The sequence below is a fragment of the Pseudoalteromonas sp. ABE4_541 genome (genome assembly GCF_056312285.1).
In genome coordinates, this window is sequence record NZ_JBSVEM010000023.1 from 40,336 (window position 1) to 63,930 (window position 23,595).

Here is a 23,595-nt window from a genome sequence, read left to right on the forward strand (position 1 = left end):
TTGACACATCAGATTGAAACCAATTGAACATACGACCTCCAAAAAACAGTACAAGTAATACGCACCTTTGGCGAAAGAAGTTCAATGTACGTGTGTATTCTCATGTGGTTGCTGAAGCCTGCCACCATTGTTATTGCAAAATTTACTTGCCAAGCACAGAGAAAAAACAGATAAAACGAACGTTCGTTCTATTTTGGTGGGTTATGGGTAAAGGAAAACAGACTAAGCAGCAAGTTTTGGCTACAGCGCTAAACATAGCGACTGCGACAAGTTTAAATGACTTAACGATTGGTGGATTGGCAGCCGCCACCGGAATGTCAAAATCGGGGCTATTTGCCCACTTTAATTCAAAAGAAAACTTGCAGTTAGCGGTGCTAGCACATGCACAAACTATTTTTAAAGAAACAGTGATTGCACCAGTTAAAGAACAAAAACTGTCACCTTTAGAGGCTCTATTAGCAACCTGTGATCGTTGGCAGAGCTGGTATCAAGAACAAGCGTGCACCTGCATATTTATTTCTGCTGCCGTTGAGTTTGACGATCAACCAGGTGCGGTTAGAGAGGAAGTAAAAGCCCAGTTACAAAATTGGTTGGGTTATCTAAATAATCTGGTGAGTAAGGCGGTTGAGCTGGGAGAGCTTTGTCCTCAAACGGATGCAAAACAGTTTACCTTTGAGCTGTACTCGCTTTATTTGGGTTCTCAACACATGATTTGGGTTGGCTTTGAAGATGATTCGCACACCCGTTTTAAAAATGCACTAGCGAGCCTAGTTACTCGTCATCAAGGAGTTAGCAATGAGCAGTAAAATATATTTTTCGGATAAAAATCAGCGTAAAAGTGCTGGGTATTATGGGATTAAATTCCTGTCTGGCACCATTGCACGATTAGCCCCACGGGTGGGTAATAAGTTTGCTCGACGTCTTTTGCTCACGCCTGTTCGCCATAAGGCGAAAATTGCCAAGCCATCTTGTAGCCAAGAATATAAATTGTCTACGAGTGAGGGCGACCTGCACATCACGGAGCTTGGAAGTGGGCCAGTAGTGTTATTTACCCATGGTTGGAGTGGTAGCACAGGGCAGTTTTATCCATTGATGGAAAAGGTGGCGAGTCTTGGTTTTAAGGCGGTTGGGTTTGATCACTTTGCTCATGGACAAAGCGCAGGGCGCGAGGCTAATTTACCGTTATTTGTCAAAGCGCTTGATGCGGTTATTCGTCATATTAATGCGCCTGTTGTATGTACTATCAGTCATTCGATGGGGTGTATCGCCGCCGTTAACAAGGTCGCGGGGTCCTCGCATATTTTAATCGCCCCACCATTTGATTTTTATACTGGCTTTGAGCAAAGAATACTATCAACGGGTTTATCACAACGTTTGTTTAAACAAGTATTAAAAGGAGTGGAGTTACAACACGGCATGACTTTTAGCACTCTGCTACCAGAGCAACACTTAACAAAGCATAACGATATTTTAATTGTACATGATGAAGAAGACAGATTTGCTTATCACGCATTATCAAAACAGCAAGCTGGCCTTCATGAACACATTGAACTTTATACGACACGAGGCTTGGGACATGGGCGCGTCATCAATCACGAGCAAACGTGGCAGAAAATTGCGACCAAATTGAATACTATCAGAACCAGTTTTTAGCGTATTAGAAGATATAACTACTTCAATTTCCATAAATTTGGGCTATTTTTAGAACTATCTAATCGTTTTTCAAATTTATTTATGAAATATCTATTTTGGCTTATTTGCATTTTGTTTGGCGCCTTGTTGCATGCACAAGAAAAGCAAGATAAGCCAGTGTACTTTATCTATCACGACTCTGATTATACAAACCATGCACAATCGGCAAATGCGATGAAGATGGGCTTGTTGACAGCCCTCGCCGAGGTGAGCAATGAAATTAATGGTTATCAAATTAAATTGCTAGAAAAAGATCACAGGGGCAATAGCAATCGTAGTCTGCTGCATATGAAGCAATTTTTAAAAGATTCGGATGCGTTACTTATGTTGGGTGGGTTACACTCACCGCCCTACATTAAATATCGTAACTTCATCAATGAAAATGGTATTTTATTGCTTGTTCCATGGGCTGCTGGCGGTCCAATTACACGTTATTCTGATGGTACTAACTGGGTTTTTAGACTATCTATTGACGACACCAAAGCAGGTTACACGCTTACTCAGCATGCGAATAAAATGGGCTGCAAAAATAAGCATCTATTATTGGAAAGTACGCCTTGGGGCCGCTCAAACGAGAGTACAATGCGACAAGCTAGTGGAAAAGGAAATGATTTGGCAATTACTTGGTTTAATTGGAATACAAAACTCAATGCTGCAAAAATTATGATCCGCGACATTGTTCAAACAAATGCCGATTGTATTATGTTTGTAGGTAATGCTATCGAAGGGGAACAATTTGTGAATGCGATGGCGAGCTTCCCAAAAGAACAACAATTGCCCATTATTAGCCATTGGGGGATCACTGGCGGTGGCTTTTACGATTCAGTTAAACAACCACTTGGTCAGGGGCTAGTTCTTCATTTTATCCAAAGCTGTTTTTCATTAAGAGATTATCAGCAAAATAAATTGGCGCAACAAGTGATCGAGCGCGCGCAAAGCCTCTTCCCAAAAGCGTTTGAATCACCAGCGACATTGCAAGCGCCGACGGGATTCGTTCATAGTTATGATATGGGTAAATTGCTTATTAAAGCATTACAAAAAGTTGATCTGGGCCTCGAAGTTACTAAGGTTCGTACGCAGTTACGAGATGAGTTAGAACAACTGGGAGAGCCCATTTCAGGGTTAATAAAAACTTATCGACAGCCTTTTTCTGTTTGGTCAGAACAGCAAGATGATGCCCATGAAGCGCTCGGAATTGCAGACTTCTGTATGGCCAAATATGATACTGATGGTGGTGTTACCTTGTTACCTGAGCCTATACAGGGGCTTAATTGAATATGAGCCAATTTATAAGTCGTTTTTTTATGCGCTCAACTGACAAAACATTTTACGCATTTTTACTCGCGAGCTTGTTGTTGTCCATTTTAATTAGTTTGTTCTTAGTTGGTCAGAGGTCGAACGATACAGTAGTAGAGTTACAGATAAATACCCACAAAGCACAGGCGCAACTAACCCGGCAATATTTGCTGCAGTTTTTAGAAGCAAGACAACAACTGCTGCGTGACTTAGCGAAGACCCCCATTCTTGTGCAAGGTATTATGGGGAGCGATAGCTCCAAAGCATCCTTGTCAGATTTTCTACAAAACTATGCATTTTTAGGTAAACAAGAAGCCTTAACCGTTTTTAATATTCTCGGTGATGAGGTATATAACAACCAGCCAACAGAACGCTTGGCAGATATAACTCAGTTATGGCTGCAAAAAGTTATCAATGGCCAAGTAGAAAGTGTTGTTGTGCTTGAACAAACGCAATTTAAAATAGCCGTTCCCGTTAAATACAATGGTTTTACTGAAGGCGCGTTGGTTGCGAAGTTTCACTTAAACTTAAACGCGTTACTTTCGCAAAGTATGGCTGATGAGGCAAACGCGGTAGTACTAAAAAGCGATTGGGTTTCCTATGATTCGAGAAACCCCAGCAGTAGTTATTTAAGGATTGAAAAACAAAAAATTGGCTCTACGGGCATTTCATTTGAATATCTAATAGAAACCACTTGGTTAGAAAATAAGATATTTTCATTTAAAAAAGATATTGCTTGGGCAATCGCGATTAGTCTTTCGTTGTCATCAATTATTTTATTTATTTTTGGTCGTCAGCTTTTGCTTAACCCTTTTAAGCAGCTGGAGTTATCTGAAAAACAAGCCAAAGCAAACGAAGCGCGATACAAGCTCGCTGTGAAAGGCAGTCATGATGGTCTGTGGGACTGGGATATAGAGAAAAAAGAAATTTACTTTGCCCCTCGATTTAGAGAACTATTGGGGTTTGATGCCCATGATAAAGATAATTTCCCCAATCATGTAGATACTTTAAGTAAACATGTACATAGTAAAGACAAACAGCGGCTTCATGAGCAGATAGTCGCACACCTTAAACACGGTCAGCCATTTGATATCGAGTTTAGGTTGCGTACCGCCACAGGGGAGTTTAGAAACTATCGGGCTAAAGGAATTGCCCAAAAAAACAAAATGGGTAGAGCGATTCGTATGGCTGGCTCCCTAACGGATATTACCGAACAGCGCATGTTCGAAAGCGCGCTAAAAGAAGCCAAAGAGCATAACGATTTACTCGTTGAAGCCATAGAGTCGTGTACTGTGGGTATTTCCATTTCAGATGCTAAGCATGCAGATTCTCCGTTGGTTTTTGTCAATAAAGCATTCACGGACATGACTGGTTACGATAGGCGAGTGTTAGGCACCAATTGCCGTTTTTTACAAGGCAAAGATACCTCTTCAGATGTGACGGCTCAGATGCGTCAGGCAATTTCAGAGCACAGAAAATTCAATACCAGAGTACTCAACTACAAACGAAACGGAGAACCATTTTGGAATAGCTTACAACTATCCCCTGTATTTGATGCCAAAGGGGAACTGAAAGCCTATGTGGGTATTCAACAAGACATCACAGAGTGGGTTAAGTCGAGAGAAGCACTTAAAGAAGCTAAAATAGCCGCCGAACAGGCGAGTATGGCTAAGAGTGAATTTTTGGCTTCAATGAGTCATGAAATACGCACACCCATGAACGGTGTGCTCGGTATGTTAAATCTGCTTTTAAATAGCGAACTTTCAGAAGAGCAGCATCATAGAGCTCAGGTTGCAATGACCAGCGCTACATCGTTACTCAATCTTATTAATGACATTTTAGATTTTTCTAAAGTTGATGCGGGAAAACTCGAGCTGGAAGCGCTGGAGTTTGATTTAAGAAGAATGCTTGGTGATTTCATTGAATCATGCGCAATTCAAGCCCAAGAACGAGGGATTGAGTTGGTGATTAACATGACCCAAGTGAATGAGTCTTTAGTTATAGGTGATCCTGGGCGGTTACGGCAAATTCTTACCAATCTTGTTGGCAACGCGATTAAGTTTACAGAACAAGGAGAAGTTGTTGTTGAAGCTTCTTTATCTGAACATGCACCTAATTTTTGGCGCTTCGATTGTGCTGTCAGTGATACAGGGATAGGGATATCAAAAGAGCAGCAGCAGAAGTTGTTTCAGTCCTTTTCTCAGGTAGATGCTTCCACGACGCGTAAGTACGGTGGTACGGGTCTAGGCTTAGCCATTGTTAAAAAGTTATGTGAGCTCATGAATGGAGAAGTGCAGGTATCGAGTACACCGAATAAAGGGAGCTGCTTTAGCTTTTATCTTCTTCTTCGCAAAAGCACTGCTTCTGAATATGTTAAACCACCAGTCGATGTGTCATTGCATAATATTATAGTGGTTGATGATAACGCTAAGCAGCGAAATGTGATCATGGCGCAGTTGGCACACTGGGGAGCAAGCGTTACGGGCGCAGGTTCCGCAGGACAAGCGCTCACACTTTGTGATGAAACTGTTTGCGCAACGGGAAAATGCTTTGATCTGGCCTTGATTGACATGGATATGCCGAAAATGGATGGCCTACAACTTGCTGATAGACTGGTTCAAGCGCCTGAATTTTCTGCAATGAAATTAGTGGCAATGACTAAAATGAACAGCAAGCAAGATGAAACTTACTTTGCTGAAAGTGGGATCACCAGTTATTTTCCAAAACCTGTGACAACATCAGATCTTTTTTCTGCGTTAAACCTTCTAAAATCGGGTGTGAGAGAACCGTTGCAAACAGAGGCTACTAGCACAACGGCAAAAACTAGCATAGGCCATGCGGCGGACAAGATACAATGGGATGGTGGAGTGAGGATCTTGCTTGCCGAAGACAATCAGGTCAACAAAATCGTGGCGACGAGTATGTTACAAAAATTTGGCCTTAACAAAGTGGACGTTGCGGCAGATGGCAATGAAGTTCTGGATTTATTGAAACAATCCCAAAATAAAGATCAGTACACATTTATTCTAATGGACTGTCAAATGCCGGAACTAGACGGTTACGAAACAACTAAGCTTATTCGTAATGGGCATGTTGGGCCCCATTACCTGAAGGTGCCGATTGTTGCCATGACGGCAAACGCTATGGTGGGCGATAAAAATAAATGCTTGGCAAGTGGTATGGATGACTATATAGCAAAACCCATCGACCCCGATGTACTGTTTAACAAATTACGAGCATGGTTGCCTCATACAACGTACTAGCATACGCTTTCAACTGCTTGCAGAAATGACCACTGTCATGTAAAACTGTATAAAAATACAGTTTTACATTCTTATGCAAAAGCAACTGCCAGAAAAATACTACCTTGACCATTATCGCGAGTTTACTTCATTCATTTTGAAAACAAATGCACATTTGCTCACGCCATATCATGTGAATTTGTTGGGAAAAATTGAGAAGTTGGATGAAAGTTCACAGTGTCTTTTGGTAAGAATGCTCAATAGAAAGTCTCAAATTATTGCAGTGAACACGCTGCAATACGCCGAAATAGAAGATGTGTTGATAGCATTGAAAACACTACAGCAGAGCAAGATGATTGAGACGATAGGCAAGCATACTTTTACACTGTGGTTAGATGTACTGACTAAACCCGAGTTGATTGTACTGTGCTCAGAACTCAATGTGCAAAGTTTACCAGCGCGTAGTGCTAAAAAGTCGATATGGCTAGACTTTGCCAAATCTTACCTTTGCTACGATTCGGTGCGCGATCATGAATTACTGCAAAGTTATTTAAATGTGTCTATAGCGTCTGATTTTGAATACTTTTTGTTTTTGTTTTTTAATCGATTAGAGAGCAACTTATCACAGTTCTCTATGCGAGATTTAGGCGTTATGGCAACGCAAAACTCTGTTATCCCTTCAAGTTACTTTGACTGTTTATCACAAGCACAGTTTGCATTTGAAAGTGCCAAAAGGTATCAGCAATTAAACACGCTTGAGGAGCATGAGTTACCGATATTTGCGATGCAGATAGTCAATGAAACCGTGAGCGAAGACATAGGTGAGCAAGGAGAGTACCGACGTGAGAAGCTTTTTTATAAGCTGGCGTGTTTGTTAGAAAAGCAACACCCTGAGCTGACGCTGGCTTTGTTAGAAACTTGCCAAAGTAGTAAAGCAAAGGAAAAGTATGTCCGTATGCTCTATACACACGGCAAAGTTGAGCAATGTAAATTACACCTTGAATCAATACTAAACTCACCGAATGATGAACTGTTGCTACTTTTTGCGAAAGACTTTTTCCTAAGAAAATTCGAGCAAAAGCGAACATCTTTATTAACGGATCAATTGCGGGAGAGTGCTTGTGTATTGAGGTTAGATGAAGCGTACCGGGGTAGAACGGAACAAGGCGTTATTGATTGCTACGCTCGTAAAGGCATTCAAGCGTGGCACACGGAAAACCAGCTTTGGTTAGCTTTGTTTTGTCTCACTTTTTGGCAAGAGATTTTTGAACATGAAGACAGCATAGCAGGTAATGAATTTGCGCGTTATCCCACTATTTTAAAATTTAATCGGTTATATGATCAGTTAGGTGATGAAATAGAGCGCAAGCTAAATCAGTTAAATGATAGCCAAGCGTTTAAACACTACGTATTGCAGCAATTTACACGCTATTTGGGACAGTCAAATCCGTTGTTTTATTGGCATGACCAGCTTCTTCATTGGCTTATGACTTTAGTTGAGCATGTTGACGTCAATTCGATAGCGCAAATTTTGACGATCATGACTCAAGATTTCAAAACGTTTAAGTCTGGCTTTCCCGATCTCATGGTACTGGATGGAGAAACACTTCGCTTTGAAGAGATCAAAGCGCCCGGTGATACGCTTAGAGCAAACCAATTGGTTGTTATCAATAAACTTGAACAATGCGGGTTCAAGGTGCAAATACAAAAAACGCAGTGGCAAACAGATCCAGAGCAAAGTTATGTGGTGGTCGATGTTGAAACCACTGGGGGCAAAAAAGACTATGACCGCATTACAGAAATTGGCATGGTCAGAATTGAAAAGGGCGAAGTGGTAGCGACATGGCAAAGTTTGGTCAACCCCGAGCGACGCATACCAAAATATATCACCGAACTGACGGGCATTGATAATACCATGGTGAGTGATGCGCCTTTATTTTCATCACTTGTTGAGCAAATTCAAGATTTTTGCCAAGACGCTATTTTTGTTGCGCATAACGTTAATTTTGATATGGGATTTTTCAAAAAAGAGTTTCAAAGGGTAGGCATGGATTTTTACATGCCAAAGTTGTGTACCGTACAGCTAGCGAGAAAATACTACCCTCATTTTGCGTCGTACTCCTTAGCAAACTTGTGCGCCTCTTTAGGCATTGAATTGAATAATCACCATAGAGCATTGGCCGATGCGCAAGCTGCGGCGGAAATTTTAATGATGATAAATGCAGTGCGAATTGAGGCAATAACAACGAATGATAAGCAATAAGGCGCATATTAATCGTGCCAAAAACGCGAACGTCAATTGGCAAAAGGAAGCTTGATATTATGGAAAGGATTTTAAAATCAATGATTTATTTTTTTGTGATGTAGTTTAAGTCATGCTAAGAACAAAATACCACGCTTTGAACATTTTGCCTTTAGCAACTAGAGTTAAGTTTAGATTGGGGTAAATTAACGAGGTGACTGTGCGGATTTTGCTATTACTTGCAATCTTCTTGTTAAGCTTAAATGCGAACGCCCGCATCATAAACCCCGTTGGTGTGCTTAATGAGGCCGAAGACTATTTAACAGTAAACCCCGCTTATTCGCTAACTCTTCTTGAAAACATTGAAGATCCTGCTGAGCTACCAGATCATCTTTTTCTGCGTTGGCATATTCTTTCTATGCGAGCTTCTGTGCCCACGAATCAAATGTCACGGTTAATGGAATCTTTAGAAGCGGTGTTCAGCAAGCATGATACGCCTCATTTTCAAAAGAACATTACAACCGTGCTAAGTGCGCTGGGTATTTGGTTAAGAAGAGAGCGTTATTACAGCGATGCGCAAACGAGTTTAGATTGTTCATATAAATATGCGGCAGATGATCGTCAAAGGCTCACCCTAACGAATAGCTTAGCGTTAGTCGCCAGAGAAAAAGGGGAGTACAAAAAAGCGCGCCAGCTTTACTCGCGTTCAAAGGTGCTCGCAAAGCAAATGCAGCAAATCGCGGTTTTAGCCATGATCGAAAATAACTTAGGCAGTGTTGCTTTAGATGAAGGCAAAATTAATGAAGCGGAAAAACTGTTTCGCCAAGCTCTGAACGACTATCAAGAAGTTGATAAACGTTCAGGTAAAATTTCGGCTGGGATCAACTTACTCTTTGTGTTTCTCATACAGGGGCAAATCACCAATTTTCAGCGCTTGATTGGACCAACATCGAAGTTAACTGAAATATTTCCCAATGAATCCAAGCAGGCGATGTTGCAGTGGCTTAATGCGCGATATGATCAGCTACAAGGTCATGTACCTACTGAAAAAGAAAAACTGGCGCTCAAGGTCGCTTACGAGCATCTCGAGAGCGATAAAGTAAAAATACTGGTACGTAAACATCTGGCATCTGAGTTGGATGTTGATGTGTCTATGCCAATACCACCGAGAAACTTAAAATTTGATAAAAGTTGGTTTGATTTAGTCCGAACATGTAATTGGAGCGAGGCGTAACCATTCACATTTAAGGTTGGGCCTAGGCCGAGACTTCGATAAAATAGCGTAAAGTTTGCATTTTGGTTTTAGCCTTTGCTTCACTCACAGTTTAATTTAGCGTGCCTTGCATTGAGCTATAGCGTATCGAGGTGTAATTGGTTATGCCTTCTCGTATTGCTGGCGACACTTGATACACAGAGCATCCCTGTTGTTGGAGCGATCGCGGTTTGCAATTTAGTCTTCATGAGCATGTTTGCTTTGGATAAACGCAGAGCGATTCACTCAGGACAACGAATGAGTGAGTTTTTGTTACTGACTCTTTCTACGCTTTCTTTCAATATCACGCTGTTTTATGCGCAAAAAAAGTTTGCGCATAAAACATTAAAGTGGCAGTTCAATGCAAAGTTGCTTTTGTGTACTTTACTTCAAACAACGGCACTTAGCTCGTTTATTTACATCTATCTATTCCAATAGGCTGGGCGCATATTCGTCTAGTAAAGACCAGCGTTTTGCTGTTTTCTCACTACCTTGGCCTAAGATCCAGTATTGATAGTTTGTCGCAATTTGCCCGTTTGCTTGCTGGATATCGAGCCAAGCGTTGAGATAGTTCAGTAAATCGTAGTTACGCTTTGCAACGGCAAAGCCTGTTGGATATTTACTCACACTACCTTGCGGCACAACCACGCCAAATTCAGGGTAAAACATACTCCAAGCAAAGCCAGCTTCAGCACTGATCACCAGCGCATCGTATTTACTTGGATTGTTAAAGTAGCTTTTTAAATTAGCTAAATGCTTAAATTGAATATTGGGGTAATCCTTTGCTGTTTGTTTTAGTAGCGGGCCATACTCAACATGAGCAATGGTAAGTGCTTTGCCCTGTAATGACTCTAAACTAGCAAACTCCTCAAGGCGATAGTCGTGAGAAAGCAGAGCAAGCTGTAACTGTAATACTTGGTTGCTAAAACGCACCTTAGTGAGATCTGCGACATTAATCTCTAGCCCCGACATAGCGACGTCAAAATAGCCTTTGTTTAAATATTCGCTGAGCTGGTGTTTTTTAAACGGGATAAACTCAATTTTAACGTCTAAATCTGCGGCGAGTCGGTGGGCCAAGCTGATATCAAAACCAACTAGCTCATTCTTTTGATTAAAGTAACTAAATGGCACGTTATCTACCAAATAACCAATACGCAGCAAGTTACGTTTTTTAATGACATCAATATTAGTAAGAGACAGCTCTCCAGTTTGGTAGGCTTTCGGCACGTAACTCAACACGTGGGCAGGTACTTTATCGGCAATAACCATATTGGCGATAACCTCATCTGCGGCTTGAGTATGTTTAGCCAAATAGCTGTTTAAGCTAAAACTGAGCAACATAAACGCAGGTAATAATGCGCTGAATAAAGTAACGTAATACACGGAGCGCAGGCGTTTTAAATGAAGTTGTTTGCGACAGTAGAATATACTCAAAAATACAAAAGCAAAGATGTACACCACAGTGGTTGGTGAAACCACTTTGGCAGTGAGCACAGACATAGATAAATATAGCTGATAGCTATCAGCTGGTACTTTTAGACTGTCCAGCATAAATGGAATGGCTAAGTGCACATTGGCAAAATAGCTGAGCATAGCGGACAGTGTGACATTGGGAATGTCACTGACCCCCACAGGATTACCGGTTAACCATGCGGCAAACATGACAAAAATGAGGGTTGTGAGTTTACCTAAGCTTGGGAAAGTATACGCAATAGGTACTAACACTTCGGCGATATGATCGGCCTGTTCGTCAGCTTGATGTATGGCGCGCATATGCTCTTTTATCCCTTCGGTGATCACGGGTAAGACGATAAATACATTCCCCGTACTAAAGGCGGTGATCCATGCGTTGCGCATCACCCAAATAAGTCCTCGATATTTGAGTGGTGTAAATGCCGCGACGAGCATGGGCAACAAAACCAGCATAAGGTATAAACCTAAACAGAGTACAAGCACCCAATATACTTGCAAGTTGTTTAACTGCTCTTGGCTAAGCGTGCCCGCTGTGCTGGCGGTCATGGCAAAAATGCCAATCGGAAAAATGGAGATAACCTTTTTTGAGATCACCGTTAAGCCTTGGCCTACAACATCTAAAAATTCCAATACGGTGTTTTTACGTTTATTAGCGATGAGTGCCATACCCATTGCGATACAAAATATCACGATGGCTGGCACGTTACCTGCTGCTAGCGAAGCAAATGGGTTGGCAGGAATATATTGTTCGGCAAAGTCGACTTGACTAGTCGGGGCCACAAGCGCGGGTGAAAAAAACGTGCCAGCATCATGTTGTGGCAAGGTGAAAGTAAAACACCAAATAGCGAATAATCCCACGCCCCATAAACACAACATAACCGTCGCCGCTTTGAGCAAAATACTACGTACTTGGTCTGGATCAAATTTCCCCAAGCCGACAATTAAACTCACCACAATATATGGAAAAATGGTGATTTGCATGAGCTTCACAAACCCAGCTCCAATGGGTTGCAAAAAGGCAACCCGTTCACCAAAAATAAGGCCAGTCGCAACGCCTAAAACAAGCGCCCACAGCATCCAGTTGAGGTTTTTAACAAATTCGAGCAATGATTTCATAGTGATACAAATGTGCAGTTATGTATTAATAAGCATAATAGAAAACAAAAAGAGCGGGGATTTTACATAGGTAAACTGACTTTTAGGTGAACCGCTATTCAAAAAACAGCTGCATTGTTGCAAACCGGTGATATGCAAATCGCTTAATGTTTGATTTATAGATTATATTTAATTGGTGCAGATCATACCCGAGATGCATTTGGGATAAGTGATAGGAGAGGCAGGATGAAAAAGACATTAATCAGCGTTTTGTTAGCCATATCAACCGTGTGGGCGGTAAACGCCGGTGCGCAAGACCCCGAGCAAAGCAAAGAGCGCGCAGAACAAATGCGTGAACAAGCAAAGGAAAAAGCCGAGCAGCGCCGCGAAAGTGCCCAAGAGCGAAGAGAAAATCAGCGGGAACTGGCGCAAGAAAAGCGAGAAGCTGCATTAGAGAAAAGAGAGTTTGAAAAGGAGCGTTCTCACAAAGAACGAGAAAAAGCGAAAAAAGCCAGAGATAAGGCAAATAAAGAAGGTAAAAAGCACAAAAACAGAATGAGCAAAAAAGAACGTGAAGCGAAAAAGAAGGCGAAAAAAGCGCAGCTTGAGGCGATGAAAGCGAAAAACAAAGCCCAAGAAGAGATAGATTAGTAAGATTGAAACAAATCGCTCGCAAATCGCTGACACCCACCACAATTAACAAATCGCTGACACCCACCACAAATTTGCAAATCGCTGATGAAACAAATCGCTGACACCCACCACAAATTTGCGCCTTACTAAAATGCCGCCTAAGCTTTGATCCTGCACTCAAAGGATTGAGGAAACGAAACGATGGCAACCGCCCGTAAAAGACAAATCAGTTTAACCGACACCAAATACTATCACTGTATCTCCCGTTGCGTAAGGCGCGCGTTTCTGTGCGGTGAAGATAGGTTTACGGGCAAATCATACGAGCACCGCCGGGATTGGGTTGAAGAAAAGCTCCTGATGTTGGGGTCTGTGTTTTGTATTGATATCTGTGCTTATGCCGTGATGAGTAATCATACTCACATTGTTTTATATGTTGATGATAAAAAGGCTAAGCGTCTGTCGGATAGGGCAATTGTGATACGGTGGCACAAGTTATTCAAAGGCAATTGGATAACCCATAAGCTCATTGAGGGAGAGCCACTCAAAGAGTCGGAACAGTTGATACTCGATGAGCATGTAGCCAAGTACAGGGAAAGACTCGCGGATATTAGCTGGTTTATGCGGGTACTTAACGAAGACATCGCCCGCCGAGCAAATAAAGAAGATAATTGTACAGGTCGATTCTGGGAAGGACGATTTAAATCTCAAGCATTACTGGATGAAGCCGCACTGGCTGCTTGTCTCGCTTACGTAGACTTAAACCCCATTAGGGCGAAAATCGCCGCAACGCCTGAAACCTCAGACTACACCAGCATCAAAAAGCGCATCGACCACGCTAAGCAGGGAAAACAACCCAAAAGCCTACTACGTTTTGCTGGCAGCCCACGAAAATGTATAGCTAAAGGCCTGCCCTTTGAACTCAAATCCTATATTGAATTAGTTGAACTAACAGGCCAATGTATTCGCGCTGACAAGCGTGGTTATATCAACGAAGCGCAGCCCATTCTTACTCGATTAAATATAGAGCCTAAGAACTGGATAAAACTTACAACTCAGTTTTCTCGGGTATTCCGCGGCGCGGTTGGTCGAGAGCGAACAATAACCGCTTACTGCGAAACACTTCAAAAACGACGGCGCACGAATCTAACAAACTGCGAGCGCTTGTTGTCTTAGTCAGACAAACACTATCAACTCAAAAGTCTATAACTGATGTATTTATAGCGCGTTGTCGTGCGCGATAATTCGGTTTTGGTGTAGAGATACACTCTGGCGTTAAAAATTGGCTTGTCGAAAAGAGCTCTTGTACCCAGTGATTGGAGTATTTTTATACGTTTTTACTCCACTTCCTCAGCTTTAATATTAATAGTGGTGGATGTCATTAAATTTAATTTTCAGACTACACAAGCATCAAAAAGCGCATCGACCACGCTAAGCAGGGAAAACAACCCAAAAGCCTACTACGTTTTGCTGGCAGCCCACGAAAATGTATAGCTAAAGGCCTGCCCTTTGAACTCAAATCCTATATTGAATTAGTTGAACTAACAGGCCAATGTATTCGCGCTGACAAGCGTGGTTATATCAACGAAGCGCAGCCCATTCTTACTCGATTAAATATAGAGCCTAAGAACTGGATAAAACTAACAACTCAGTTTTCTCGGGTATTCCGCGGCGCGGTTGGTCGAGAGCGGACAGTAACTACTTACTGCGAAACACTTCAAAAACGACGGCGCACGAATCTAACAAACTGCGAGCGCTTGTTGTCTTAGTCAGACAAGTACTATCAACTCAAAAATCTATAACTGTTGTATTTACAGCGCTTTGTCGTGCGCGATAACCCGGTTTTGGTGCAGAGATACGTTTGGGCGCTAAAAATTGGCCTATCGGAAAACGTGTTTGAACCGAGTGATTGGAGTATTTTTATACGTTTTTATTTCACTTTCTCAGCTTGAATATTAATAGTGATGGGTGTCACTTATTTTCTCGCTCTTTATTTTCCTTACGGAGCCTTAACAGCTCAGCTCGTTCATCCGCGTTCAAGTCAGCTCCAGATTGCTCAGCTTCAAACTTAGCTTTCCAGTTATAGAGCAATTTATCCGTGATACCTAAAGACGCAGCTGCTTTTGGTACGCTGTAACCTTGCTCGGTTACCAATGCCACAGCTTCTTGTTTAAATTCTGCTGTGTAACTTCTGTTTGTTCGTTTTGTCATTTAACACCTCAATAATTGGATTATATTCCATTATTAAAGTGTCCTGTATGATTAAAGCAGAACATCAAAAAGCGCATCGACCACGCTAAGCAGGGAAAACAACCCAAAAGCCTACTACGTGTTGCTGGTAGCCCACGAAAACATATGGCTAAAGGCCTGCCTTTTGAACTCAAATCCTATATTGAATTAGTTGAACTAACAGGCCAATGTATTCGCGCTGACAAGCGTGGTTATATCAACGAAGCGCAGCCCATTCTTACTCGATTAAATATAGAGCCTAAGAACTGGATAAAACTAACAACTCAGTTTTCTCGGGTATTCCGCGGCGCGGTTGGTCGAGAGCGGACAGTAACTACTTACTGCGAAACACTTCAAAAACGACGGCGCACGAATCTAACAAACTGCGAGCGCTTGTTGTCTTAGTCAGACAAGTACTATCAACTCAAAAATCTATAACTGTTGTATTTACAGCGCTTTGTCGTGCGCGATAACCCGGTTTTGGTGCAGAGATACGTTTGGGCGCTAAAAATTGGCCTATCGAAAAATGTGTTTGTACCCAACCCAGTGATTGGAGTGTTTTTATACGTTTTTATTTCACTTCCTCAGCTTGAATATGAATAGTGGTGGGTGTCACTTATTTTCTCTGACTTATTTTCTCTGTGCAACTATTGTTACTGACTTTTAAGTGCTGCATAGCCATGGATAGTGGTGGGTGTCACTTAATTTCGACTCTTAATTTCTTATTAATTTATGGATAGTGGTGGGTGTCACTTAATTTCTTCTTAATTTCTTATTAATTTTCTTAACTTAATTTTCTTAAAATTAAGCACTTTGTGTAAAAGCTCACATAGCTTTACTCGCTACCAACACCTGTTCTTCGCTTAGAGCATTCATACTAACTCGCTTAGGGGCAGGAATGAGTTAGATGAACGACCGTTTCTTGAACGCTCAAAGCCGCCTGTCAGGCGAAGTTTAAGTCTGTTCTTTTAAATTGTAAGAGTGGCTATGAGCTGCCGATAATGAAAGTGCTAAATTTATCAAAAATTGCTCAACTGGGTTAGTCGTCAAAAAGCCATAAGTATTAGGGTGTTAATTTACACCCATCCTTATGGTTTGACATTCGTTTACTTTTTGTACCTCTATTACCATTCATAAAACTGTCATATTCATGTACACTCCGCGGCCGCTTAAAGTTGTGTGGAGTAATTATGCGTATCAAAACCCGTTTATTGTTGTCTTTTTTGCTTGTTGGCCTCGTTCCAGCTGGCATGATATCGCTCGTGGCGCTATTCACGGCCAGTTCGACTATTGAACAGCAAACCTATAACCAGCTGACGTCGATAAGAGAGATCAAACATACGCAAATTACTCGTTATTTCGACGCTAAAAAAGCAGACCTAAGTGTGTTGGTGTCTGAGTGGAAGGCGACAACTGTGCATGATACTCGCCAATCTCTGAAAACGATGGCGGAGCAACATCATGAATTCTTTAATACATTCATAGAGACTAATGGCTATTACGATCTGTTTGTGATTAGTCCAGATGGCTTTGTGGAATACACAGTAGCCAAAGAACCCGATTATCAAACTAGTCTTGTGTCTGGGCCATACCGCGATTCAGGATTGGCCTCGTTGTATCAAAACGCCCGATATAATAATGGTTTTGTTATTCAAGACTTCTCAAGATACGCGCCTAGCAACTATGAGCCAGCTGCATTTGTCGGTCAGGCTGTGGTCATTGATGGCAAAGTAGAAGCCATCATTGCATTGCAACTATCTATTGATGCCATCAATAGTATCATGCAAGTTCGCAGCGGCATGGGAGAAACTGGTGAATCTTATTTGGTGGGGGATGATAAGAGAATGCGCTCTGATTCATACTTAGACCCAACCGGCCACTCTATTCTTGCAAGTTTCGCTGGTAGTATTGAGCAAAATGGGGTGGACACCGAAGCCGTTCGTGCTGGTTTAAGAGGCACATCTGACACTCAGATCATCATTGATTATAACGGCAACCCTGTTCTTTCTGCTTATACGCCCTTTAGTTATGAAGGCTTGAATTGGGTACTGCTCGTAGAAATAGACAAAGCGGAAGCGTTTGCACCTATTTACAGCATGAACTGGATTATTGGGGTTATTGCCTTATTCACAGTGGGTGGCGTTGTGAGCATAACGTATATCGTGTCTCGTTCTATTATAAAGCCGCTTGGTGGTGAGCCTAGCCAAATGCGGGCCATCAGTGAACAGATAGCACAAGGTGATCTGCGTCAAGATTTTTGTGAGCGAACTCGGTATGAAGGAGTCTATGGTGCGATGGCAAGAATGAATCAGTCGCTAAATAGCATATTGGGTACAATCGTTGAGTCTACGTCACAACTAGCTAGTACGGCACAGCAAACAAGTGCAGCGAGCAATCAAGCCAATGCCAGTTTGCAAGAGCAGCACGCGAACATAGAGCAAGTTGCCTTGGCCATGGAGCAAACGAACCAATCAATTGAAGAAGTTGCCCAAAATGCCCGAGTTGTTGCTGATTTGAGCCACAGTGCACAGCACACATCGAGTTCGGCCAATGAAAACCTACAGGCAACGGTTGTACAAATGACTGAGCTTAGTAACGCCATTGATAATGCAGAGCAAGTGATTAAACAAGTTGAAGGTAAAGCACAAAATATCAGTCAAGTATTGGAAGTGATCCAAACCATTACTGAGCAAACCAACTTATTAGCGCTCAATGCAGCGATTGAGGCTGCCCGTGCTGGTGAGCATGGCAGAGGCTTTGCGGTTGTTGCTGATGAAGTTCGACAGCTAGCGAGAAAGACACAAGATTCTACTACTGATATCGAAGCTATGATCAATAGCTTGCAAGAGGGTACGCAGCAAGCAGTGACTCAGATGCATTTATCGATTGAAGCGACAAAAGAAACCATAGCTGCCGCCAATGACAGCGCTACACTTTTGCATGAAAGTGTGCAGCAAATCGATCAAATTGCCCAAAGTGCAGAAGTCATTGCTACAGCTTCGCATCAACAATCCGTGACGACTGAAGAGATAAAACTGAGTATTGAGTCTATCAAACAGGCTGCCATTGAAAATGCGGCGGGTGCAGATCAGGTATCCTCTGCGAGTCACGAGCTCAATAAACTGAGTAATAACCTGCAAGAGATCACACAAAACTTTAAGCTTGCTTAATTTGTTCAAATATTCAGGCCGGACCTGCGCAATTTTTCGTGCAATTCGGCCTTACTCAAATCCGGCCCGTCATAAATTGACACAGAGGGCTGTGCCTGCTGATACACCATCTTATACCTATCCTAAATAAGCCTAAGTTCGCTTAACACATGTAAGACACGCAATAAGGGCTTTGCGATTGAATCATTTCTATCGGCACTTTACCTGAGAATAAGAGATAAGGCATTGTTTATAATTCGATTTCTCCTATCAACAACGCAAAAAAATTACCCTTAATAGGTTCGTAATGTGATACGCTCTATGCTACGTGGAGCAATGGTGAATGTCATAAAGTAAAAAATATAAAGCAAGTTTATTCAAGGCTAATAACAGTCACGCTGATTATATTTGCCCACTAAACCTGATACTAACTAATTGAAAAGACAAACTTAGCTAAGCGGGTTATTAATGTTTGGATTGCTTAGGATGCTAGGAAGGTAACAATGAATAGTGCTTTAAAATCAAAAATTCCATTTTTGTTTCTATTGTATATCTCAATCGGATGGGGCTTTTATTACCAAAGTAATAACGCGTTAAATGACTATGGCCAAGCAAACTTTGAATGGTTGTTTCTATTTGATGCCTTTGTTGCTCTGCCTCTTGTATGTTTTTTCTGTATTAAAAATAAAAATGAAGCATTACTTAAGTCGATAGTGTTGGGTTGTTTGGCTGTACTGGCTGGGAGTTACATTATTCCAGAGCAAAGTAAGCTGATTTGGCATTACCTTGAAAGCGGGCGCTATTTAGTACTTGCAGTGATGGTACTTTTTGAGCTGATGGCGATCATGACGGTTTACTTAGCAATTAAAACCGCGCTCGATAAAAAACAAGACCCTGATCTTTCCATTGAGCAACCTATCAAACGATACGTTGGTGGTGGCCCGCTGGCAAAATTTTTGTGTTTTGAAACCCGTATGTGGACTTATGCCCTGTTTGCCAAACGTGTGAAGCCTGATGCATTTAGTGGTGAGCAACACTTTAGTTATCATCAAAAAGATGGTGCGCAAAGCAATTTACTCGGCTTTATATTACTAATCGCGTTTGAAATGCCGATTGTGCATGTGCTACTTCATTTTGTTTGGTCGCCGTTTGCGGCTAACGTCGTGACTACCCTTACTTTGTTTAGCTTGGTTTTCTTTATAGCAGAGTATAGAGCAATTTCCAAAAGGCCGATTTCTTTGAATGGTACTTCGCTGGTTATTCGTTATGGGCTTTATCACGCTTTGGTGGTTCCTCTCGCTAACATTGCAAGCGTGGTTCATAACAAAGATCCAATTTCTCGTGCTCAAAACGTAAAAAGATACAACTATACGGGGTCACCCAACGTGAAAATTGAACTTGTTCAGCCGATAGGTTGTGTTGATAGCGTATATATTGGTGTCGATAGAGCTGAGCACTTTATTAGTCAAATTAAGAGTAAAAGGAATAACCTGTGATAAGAGTGAAAAAAGCGACATTAGCAGATGTGGATACTGTCTATGACTTAATTATTGCTATTGCAAAACACCATAACCAAACGAAGTTTGTTGTTACTTCAAAAGAGCAACTCATTGAGTTTGGGTTTAGTGACAACCCTTCCTTTGGTGTATTACTAGCTGAAATAGGAGGTGAAGTTGCGGGCTATTGTTCTTTCACATGGAATTACTCTATATGGCAAGGCTCTATCTACATGAACATTGATGATGTTTTTGTGTGGGAGCGATTTCGCGGTAAAAAAATTGGTGAAGCTTTAATGCTTGAAGCCAAAGCAGTCTGTGTTGCCAGTGGTGCCACCCGAATAAAGTGGGAAGTGGAAAGTGATAACTTCGCGGCAATCAATTTTTATGAGCGACTAGGTGCGAAGAAAAATATTAAAGGCTTATTTCATTGGGATGTTAAATCTTAGGCTTATCTTGGCCATGACTGCCAATGTTAGCCCAATTTGGTAACAGAAGTGATGCATGAAGGCTTATTATTCTATGCTTAAATGATATTTAACAGATAAATACTTGGTAAAGCCAGTTTGCTCGGCTTTATGCAGCGACTCTCGCATTTTTTCGAAAAAAACAGTTGGCTCGGTAATGTTTTTTGAATTCTTCGATATAGTGATGTAATACACTTTTTCTTTTATCACAAACGCACCCATTTCTAATGTGTTTGGGTATCCAAGAGACTTTAGTACAGAAATGATTGAATGAGTGGATGCGGCTGTAATATCACTTCTATTCGCTATTATTTTTTTTAAAGCATGTTCTAAGGTTACTGACGTGTGGGCATCTTTTTCGTTTTTATTTGCCTGTTCTCTGATCTCTTTGGTATAGGATACGCCTCTGACGTATTCAAAGCGCAGTGGTTTAATTTCTTTTACACTTTGAATATTCGCGTGTTCAGGCCTTGAAACGAACTTCAACGGTATGGTGAAAAGAGGAAAATTAGCATAGTGAACAAAATGCTCTCTTTCTGGTTTATATGAAAGCACTGAGATGTCTAGTTTTCCGGTTTTAATGTATTGGTTTCCTCGTTCAATGGGCAAGGGAACAAAGCTATACACATAACCATTATCATTTAGCAAATGTTTTAAAAGCTCTTTTGCATATCCACCAGCTTTATCATCATATGTGAAATAAGGAAGCCAATCTGGGCTGTTTATCAAAAGAGGGGCCTTGTTCGCAAAGCTTGTTTGGGAACATACAAAAAGAAACAGCATGATTTGAAGTCGCATAGATATATTCCAAAAAAGCGCTTATCGAAGAGTTTAGAATATATTTGGACCTGAGGCATTCAAGCTAATGCTTAATTGCTGCTTATCTCACTATTACTAGTCCCCAATAGGAAAAATATATATCTTCTGCCAACTGGGCTACTTTGCTGAATCCAACCCTTAGTGTTACTGGTTATTTACCGTACTGTAGGTAACACATGTAAGACACGTAAAAATGGACCTAGCGATTGAATCAATCCTATCGGCACTTTACCTGAGAATATGAGGTAAGGCATTGTTTGAAAATCGCTTTAATTTATCAACAGCATAAGCATTTACCTCTACTAGGGGCATGATATAACATACTTTAGAACGTAATTAGCTATTTACGGCTTGTATACATGAAACAATACAAAATCAAATTTATAACGACCTACATGGTTGCCTTACTGATCACTTTTGCGTGTTTACTTATGAATGGACCTATGCGAAATGGGCTGCCTATTGATACCGCTGTGGCACAAAGAATGGAGTTTATATCAGATAATTCAACTCTTTGGGCATTCTCTTGGGTAGTCTGGATGTTTTGCGCCCTAGGGCTATTAGTATTTTGTATTATTTTAGCCGATGAGCTTAAAGCCGATTTCAAAAAGATGACAGGCCTGCTTTTGGTGGCCTTAGGCATTGCGCCAGATCTAACCGCAGAGGTAATTTATGCGTTCGTTTTGCCTAAAATTGTGAGTTTGAACATGCAAGAGTCCACCTTTTTACTATTTGAGCATATAGCTGTGCACCTGACAGGCTACTTGGGGAATGGGCTGTACAACATTGGCGGGCTACTTTTAACATATTTGGCAATTCAGCAAGGGCTCTTGAAAACGTGGGTGGCGGTATGGGGAGTGACTGCTTGGGTTTTAGGGGTGTTACTGTCGGTGTCTATTGCTTTGGGTGAGCTTAAGGCTGCCGAATTCTTTACAGCATCTAGTATGGTACTAAGTACACTTTGGATGGTTATTTTTGCTCATCAAATCTTAAGGCCAAAATGGAATACTCACTCCTTAAATTAATTCATATTGGGGCTATCGTACTGTGGCTTGGCCCTGCTTTTGGTGCTTGGATAGTATTTAAAGCGGTTGAACATGAAGCGTGCCAATCAATTAAGCTAAAAATAAACAGAGCTTTTTTCGCAATGGTGACATTAGAGCATATCGCATTTATCGTTTTATTGGTTACTGGGTTATATATGGCGGCTATTGCTGGATGGTTTGCCACCCCCTGGCTTTGGCAAAAATTAATGATTGTTGGTTTGATTATTTTGCCTCTGGAGTTAGTCGATATATTGCTGGGTAATTGGCTTGTTGCAAAAGCGTCGTTAAGTAAACACACGAGCGCTCGGCAAAAATATTGGATAGCAATGTATCATGGACCGTTTACAAGGTTGGCTATTCTGTTAATTCCACTTTCAGTTGTGTTGGTCATGTACCTAGCGGTTAGTAAACATCCGCTGATATAAAAAGGTATTGATTACTACCAATCTTTACCTAACAGCAAAGCACCGCTACCTTTATCCCCTAATACGTCATCAGGGTTGTACATAGGACAACTGCTCATAGATAAACACCCGCAACCAATACAACCATTTACTTGATTGCGAATGCGTTGCATATAGGCAATTTTTTCGTCAAGTTGTTGCTGCCAAGTGGTTGAAAGCTTAGCCCAGTCTTCTTTGTTTGGGGTACGATTATCAGGTAGCATGCTGAGTGTGAGTTTGATCTCTTCCAATGTTACGCCCATTTTTTGGGCGGCTTTGATCACCGCGATGCGACGCAGCACATCGGGTTTGTAACGCCTTTGATTACCGTTGTTGCGCCAACTGCGGATCAAGCCTTTTTGCTCGTAAAAGTGCAGGGCGGAGACATTAACCCCGCTTCGTTTGGCAACATAACCAGGTGTTAAATTGGCATCTTGTAATCGTTTACTGCTGTTTGACATCTTTTTTAACTCGCGTTTTCCATCCTGTGTATTTACTATGCACACCACGGGTGAGGTTGGTAAAGGTTGACTCTAACAGATCAACGCCATACAAAATAGTGACCACAATAATAGCAAGCTTAATTGCGATGAGAGGGCCAATAACAGCAATGGATACGCCAATAGCGGCGAGCATCCAAATGGCGGCCGCTGACGTTACACCCACTACCACACCTTCTTTTGAAAGCATCACACCAGCCCCTAAAAAACCGATACCGGTGACAACTTGGCCGATGATACGAGACGGATCAGCGGCCGCATTGTTAACTTGGATAGATAGCATCACAAAGGCATAGGTGCCCAGTACGATGAGTGAAGAGGTTCTTATTCCGACAGGTTTACCACGAAGTTGTCTTTCAAAGCCAATGATGGAACCTGCCAAAATGGCTGCGCCAATATGTGACCATTGCATGGGATCAATGCTAAATAGGGTACTTAAATCCATGAATATTGCATTTAAATGACTTAAACACTGAGTGTAATAGAAAATGTACTGGTTAGACAGGAATTTAAACCTAAAAAAG

General features: G+C 41.6%; 19 protein-coding genes and 2 pseudogenes. 16 read left to right on the forward strand and 5 right to left on the reverse strand.

The window, feature by feature from the left end; all coding sequences use genetic code 11:
* Window positions 1-203: 203 nt before the first annotated feature.
* The 7 genes from ACW689_RS18400 to ACW689_RS18430 all read left to right on the forward strand — a co-directional run bounded on the left by ACW689_RS18400 (window position 204) and on the right by ACW689_RS18430 (window position 10,162).
* Window positions 204-806, forward strand: a complete 603-nt coding sequence (locus ACW689_RS18400; RefSeq protein ID WP_476293551.1) for a TetR/AcrR family transcriptional regulator — start codon at window positions 204-206, stop codon at window positions 804-806.
* Window positions 796-1,653: an alpha/beta hydrolase gene (locus ACW689_RS18405; RefSeq protein ID WP_476293553.1), complete on the forward strand. Its 858-nt coding sequence runs from the start codon at window positions 796-798 to the stop codon at window positions 1,651-1,653. The genes ACW689_RS18400 and ACW689_RS18405 overlap by 11 nt, the downstream gene beginning before the upstream one ends.
* An 81-nt stretch (window positions 1,654-1,734) precedes the next feature.
* Complete coding sequence (locus tag ACW689_RS18410) at window positions 1,735-2,967, forward strand: ABC transporter substrate-binding protein (protein ID WP_476293555.1); 1,233 nt, start codon at window positions 1,735-1,737, stop codon at window positions 2,965-2,967.
* A 2-nt stretch (window positions 2,968-2,969) separates the two neighbouring features.
* Window positions 2,970-6,251 carry a response regulator gene (locus ACW689_RS18415; RefSeq protein ID WP_476293556.1) on the forward strand — a complete coding sequence of 1,094 codons (3,282 nt, stop codon included), beginning with the start codon at window positions 2,970-2,972 and terminating at the stop codon, window positions 6,249-6,251.
* Between the two features lie 73 nt (window positions 6,252-6,324).
* On the forward strand, window positions 6,325-8,493 hold the full coding sequence (locus ACW689_RS18420) for an exonuclease domain-containing protein (protein WP_476293558.1): 2,169 nt from the start codon (window positions 6,325-6,327) through the stop codon (window positions 8,491-8,493).
* A 199-nt stretch (window positions 8,494-8,692) separates the two neighbouring features.
* Window positions 8,693-9,706, forward strand: a complete 1,014-nt coding sequence (locus tag ACW689_RS18425) for a tetratricopeptide repeat protein (protein ID WP_476293561.1) — start codon at window positions 8,693-8,695, stop codon at window positions 9,704-9,706.
* Between the two features lie 225 nt (window positions 9,707-9,931).
* The gene (locus tag ACW689_RS18430) at window positions 9,932-10,162 is read left to right on the forward strand and encodes a DUF1294 domain-containing protein (protein WP_476293563.1); all 231 of its coding nucleotides are present in this window, start codon (window positions 9,932-9,934) and stop codon (window positions 10,160-10,162) included.
* On the opposite strand, the gene ACW689_RS18435 is transcribed toward ACW689_RS18430, so the two are convergent.
* Window positions 10,151-12,313 carry a cation:dicarboxylate symporter family transporter gene (locus ACW689_RS18435; RefSeq protein ID WP_476293564.1) on the reverse strand — a complete coding sequence of 721 codons (2,163 nt, stop codon included), beginning with the start codon at window positions 12,311-12,313 and terminating at the stop codon, window positions 10,151-10,153. The genes ACW689_RS18430 and ACW689_RS18435 overlap by 12 nt on opposite strands.
* 225 nt (window positions 12,314-12,538) lie before the next feature.
* Between ACW689_RS18435 and ACW689_RS18440 the strand changes: the two genes are divergently transcribed.
* From ACW689_RS18440 to ACW689_RS18450, 3 genes and pseudogenes are all read left to right on the forward strand, one after another.
* Window positions 12,539-12,943 carry a hypothetical protein gene (locus ACW689_RS18440; protein ID WP_476293566.1) on the forward strand — a complete coding sequence of 135 codons (405 nt, stop codon included), beginning with the start codon at window positions 12,539-12,541 and terminating at the stop codon, window positions 12,941-12,943.
* 183 nt (window positions 12,944-13,126) lie between these two features.
* Entirely contained in the window at window positions 13,127-14,098 is a 972-nt protein-coding gene (locus ACW689_RS18445; protein WP_476293567.1) for a transposase, read from the forward strand.
* A 218-nt stretch (window positions 14,099-14,316) separates the two neighbouring features.
* A pseudogene (locus ACW689_RS18450) lies at window positions 14,317-14,691 on the forward strand (transposase); the annotation flags it as partial.
* A 202-nt stretch (window positions 14,692-14,893) separates the two neighbouring features.
* Here ACW689_RS18450 and ACW689_RS18455 read toward each other — a convergent pair.
* Window positions 14,894-15,133: a transposase gene (locus tag ACW689_RS18455; RefSeq protein ID WP_476293569.1), complete on the reverse strand. Its 240-nt coding sequence runs from the start codon at window positions 15,131-15,133 to the stop codon at window positions 14,894-14,896.
* A gap of 60 nt (window positions 15,134-15,193) precedes the next feature.
* Here ACW689_RS18455 and ACW689_RS18460 point away from each other — a divergent pair.
* The 4 genes and pseudogenes from ACW689_RS18460 to ACW689_RS18475 all read left to right on the forward strand — a co-directional run.
* Window positions 15,194-15,556: pseudogene (locus ACW689_RS18460) on the forward strand (transposase); the annotation flags it as partial.
* Between the two features lie 785 nt (window positions 15,557-16,341).
* Window positions 16,342-18,321 (forward strand): methyl-accepting chemotaxis protein, encoded by a 1,980-nt coding sequence (locus ACW689_RS18465; protein WP_476293571.1) that lies wholly within the window; start codon window positions 16,342-16,344, stop codon window positions 18,319-18,321.
* A gap of 482 nt (window positions 18,322-18,803) precedes the next feature.
* Window positions 18,804-19,796, forward strand: coding sequence for a hypothetical protein (locus ACW689_RS18470; protein ID WP_476293572.1), 993 nt, complete (start codon window positions 18,804-18,806; stop codon window positions 19,794-19,796).
* Window positions 19,793-20,245, forward strand: a complete 453-nt coding sequence (locus tag ACW689_RS18475) for an N-acetyltransferase family protein (RefSeq protein ID WP_476293574.1) — start codon at window positions 19,793-19,795, stop codon at window positions 20,243-20,245. The genes ACW689_RS18470 and ACW689_RS18475 overlap by 4 nt, the downstream gene beginning before the upstream one ends.
* A gap of 66 nt (window positions 20,246-20,311) precedes the next feature.
* Here ACW689_RS18475 and ACW689_RS18480 read toward each other — a convergent pair whose 3' ends face one another.
* Window positions 20,312-21,061 (reverse strand): substrate-binding periplasmic protein, encoded by a 750-nt coding sequence (locus tag ACW689_RS18480; RefSeq protein ID WP_476293576.1) that lies wholly within the window; start codon window positions 21,059-21,061, stop codon window positions 20,312-20,314.
* 380 nt (window positions 21,062-21,441) lie between these two features.
* Here ACW689_RS18480 and ACW689_RS18485 point away from each other — a divergent pair, with 380 nt between their 5' ends.
* Both ACW689_RS18485 and ACW689_RS18490 read left to right on the forward strand, forming a co-directional pair.
* Window positions 21,442-22,107 (forward strand): hypothetical protein, encoded by a 666-nt coding sequence (locus tag ACW689_RS18485; protein WP_476293578.1) that lies wholly within the window; start codon window positions 21,442-21,444, stop codon window positions 22,105-22,107.
* Window positions 22,083-22,553 (forward strand): DUF2269 family protein, encoded by a 471-nt coding sequence (locus ACW689_RS18490; RefSeq protein WP_476293579.1) that lies wholly within the window; start codon window positions 22,083-22,085, stop codon window positions 22,551-22,553. Before ACW689_RS18485 ends, ACW689_RS18490 begins: the two co-directional genes overlap by 25 nt.
* 14 nt (window positions 22,554-22,567) lie before the next feature.
* Here the strand turns inward: ACW689_RS18490 and soxR are convergent, their stop codons facing one another.
* Window positions 22,568-23,032: a redox-sensitive transcriptional activator SoxR gene (gene soxR / locus ACW689_RS18495; RefSeq protein ID WP_476293581.1), complete on the reverse strand. Its 465-nt coding sequence runs from the start codon at window positions 23,030-23,032 to the stop codon at window positions 22,568-22,570.
* Window positions 23,016-23,516 (reverse strand): MgtC/SapB family protein, encoded by a 501-nt coding sequence (locus tag ACW689_RS18500; RefSeq protein WP_476293582.1) that lies wholly within the window; start codon window positions 23,514-23,516, stop codon window positions 23,016-23,018. The genes soxR and ACW689_RS18500 overlap by 17 nt, the downstream gene beginning before the upstream one ends.
* Window positions 23,517-23,595: the final 79 nt, after the last annotated feature.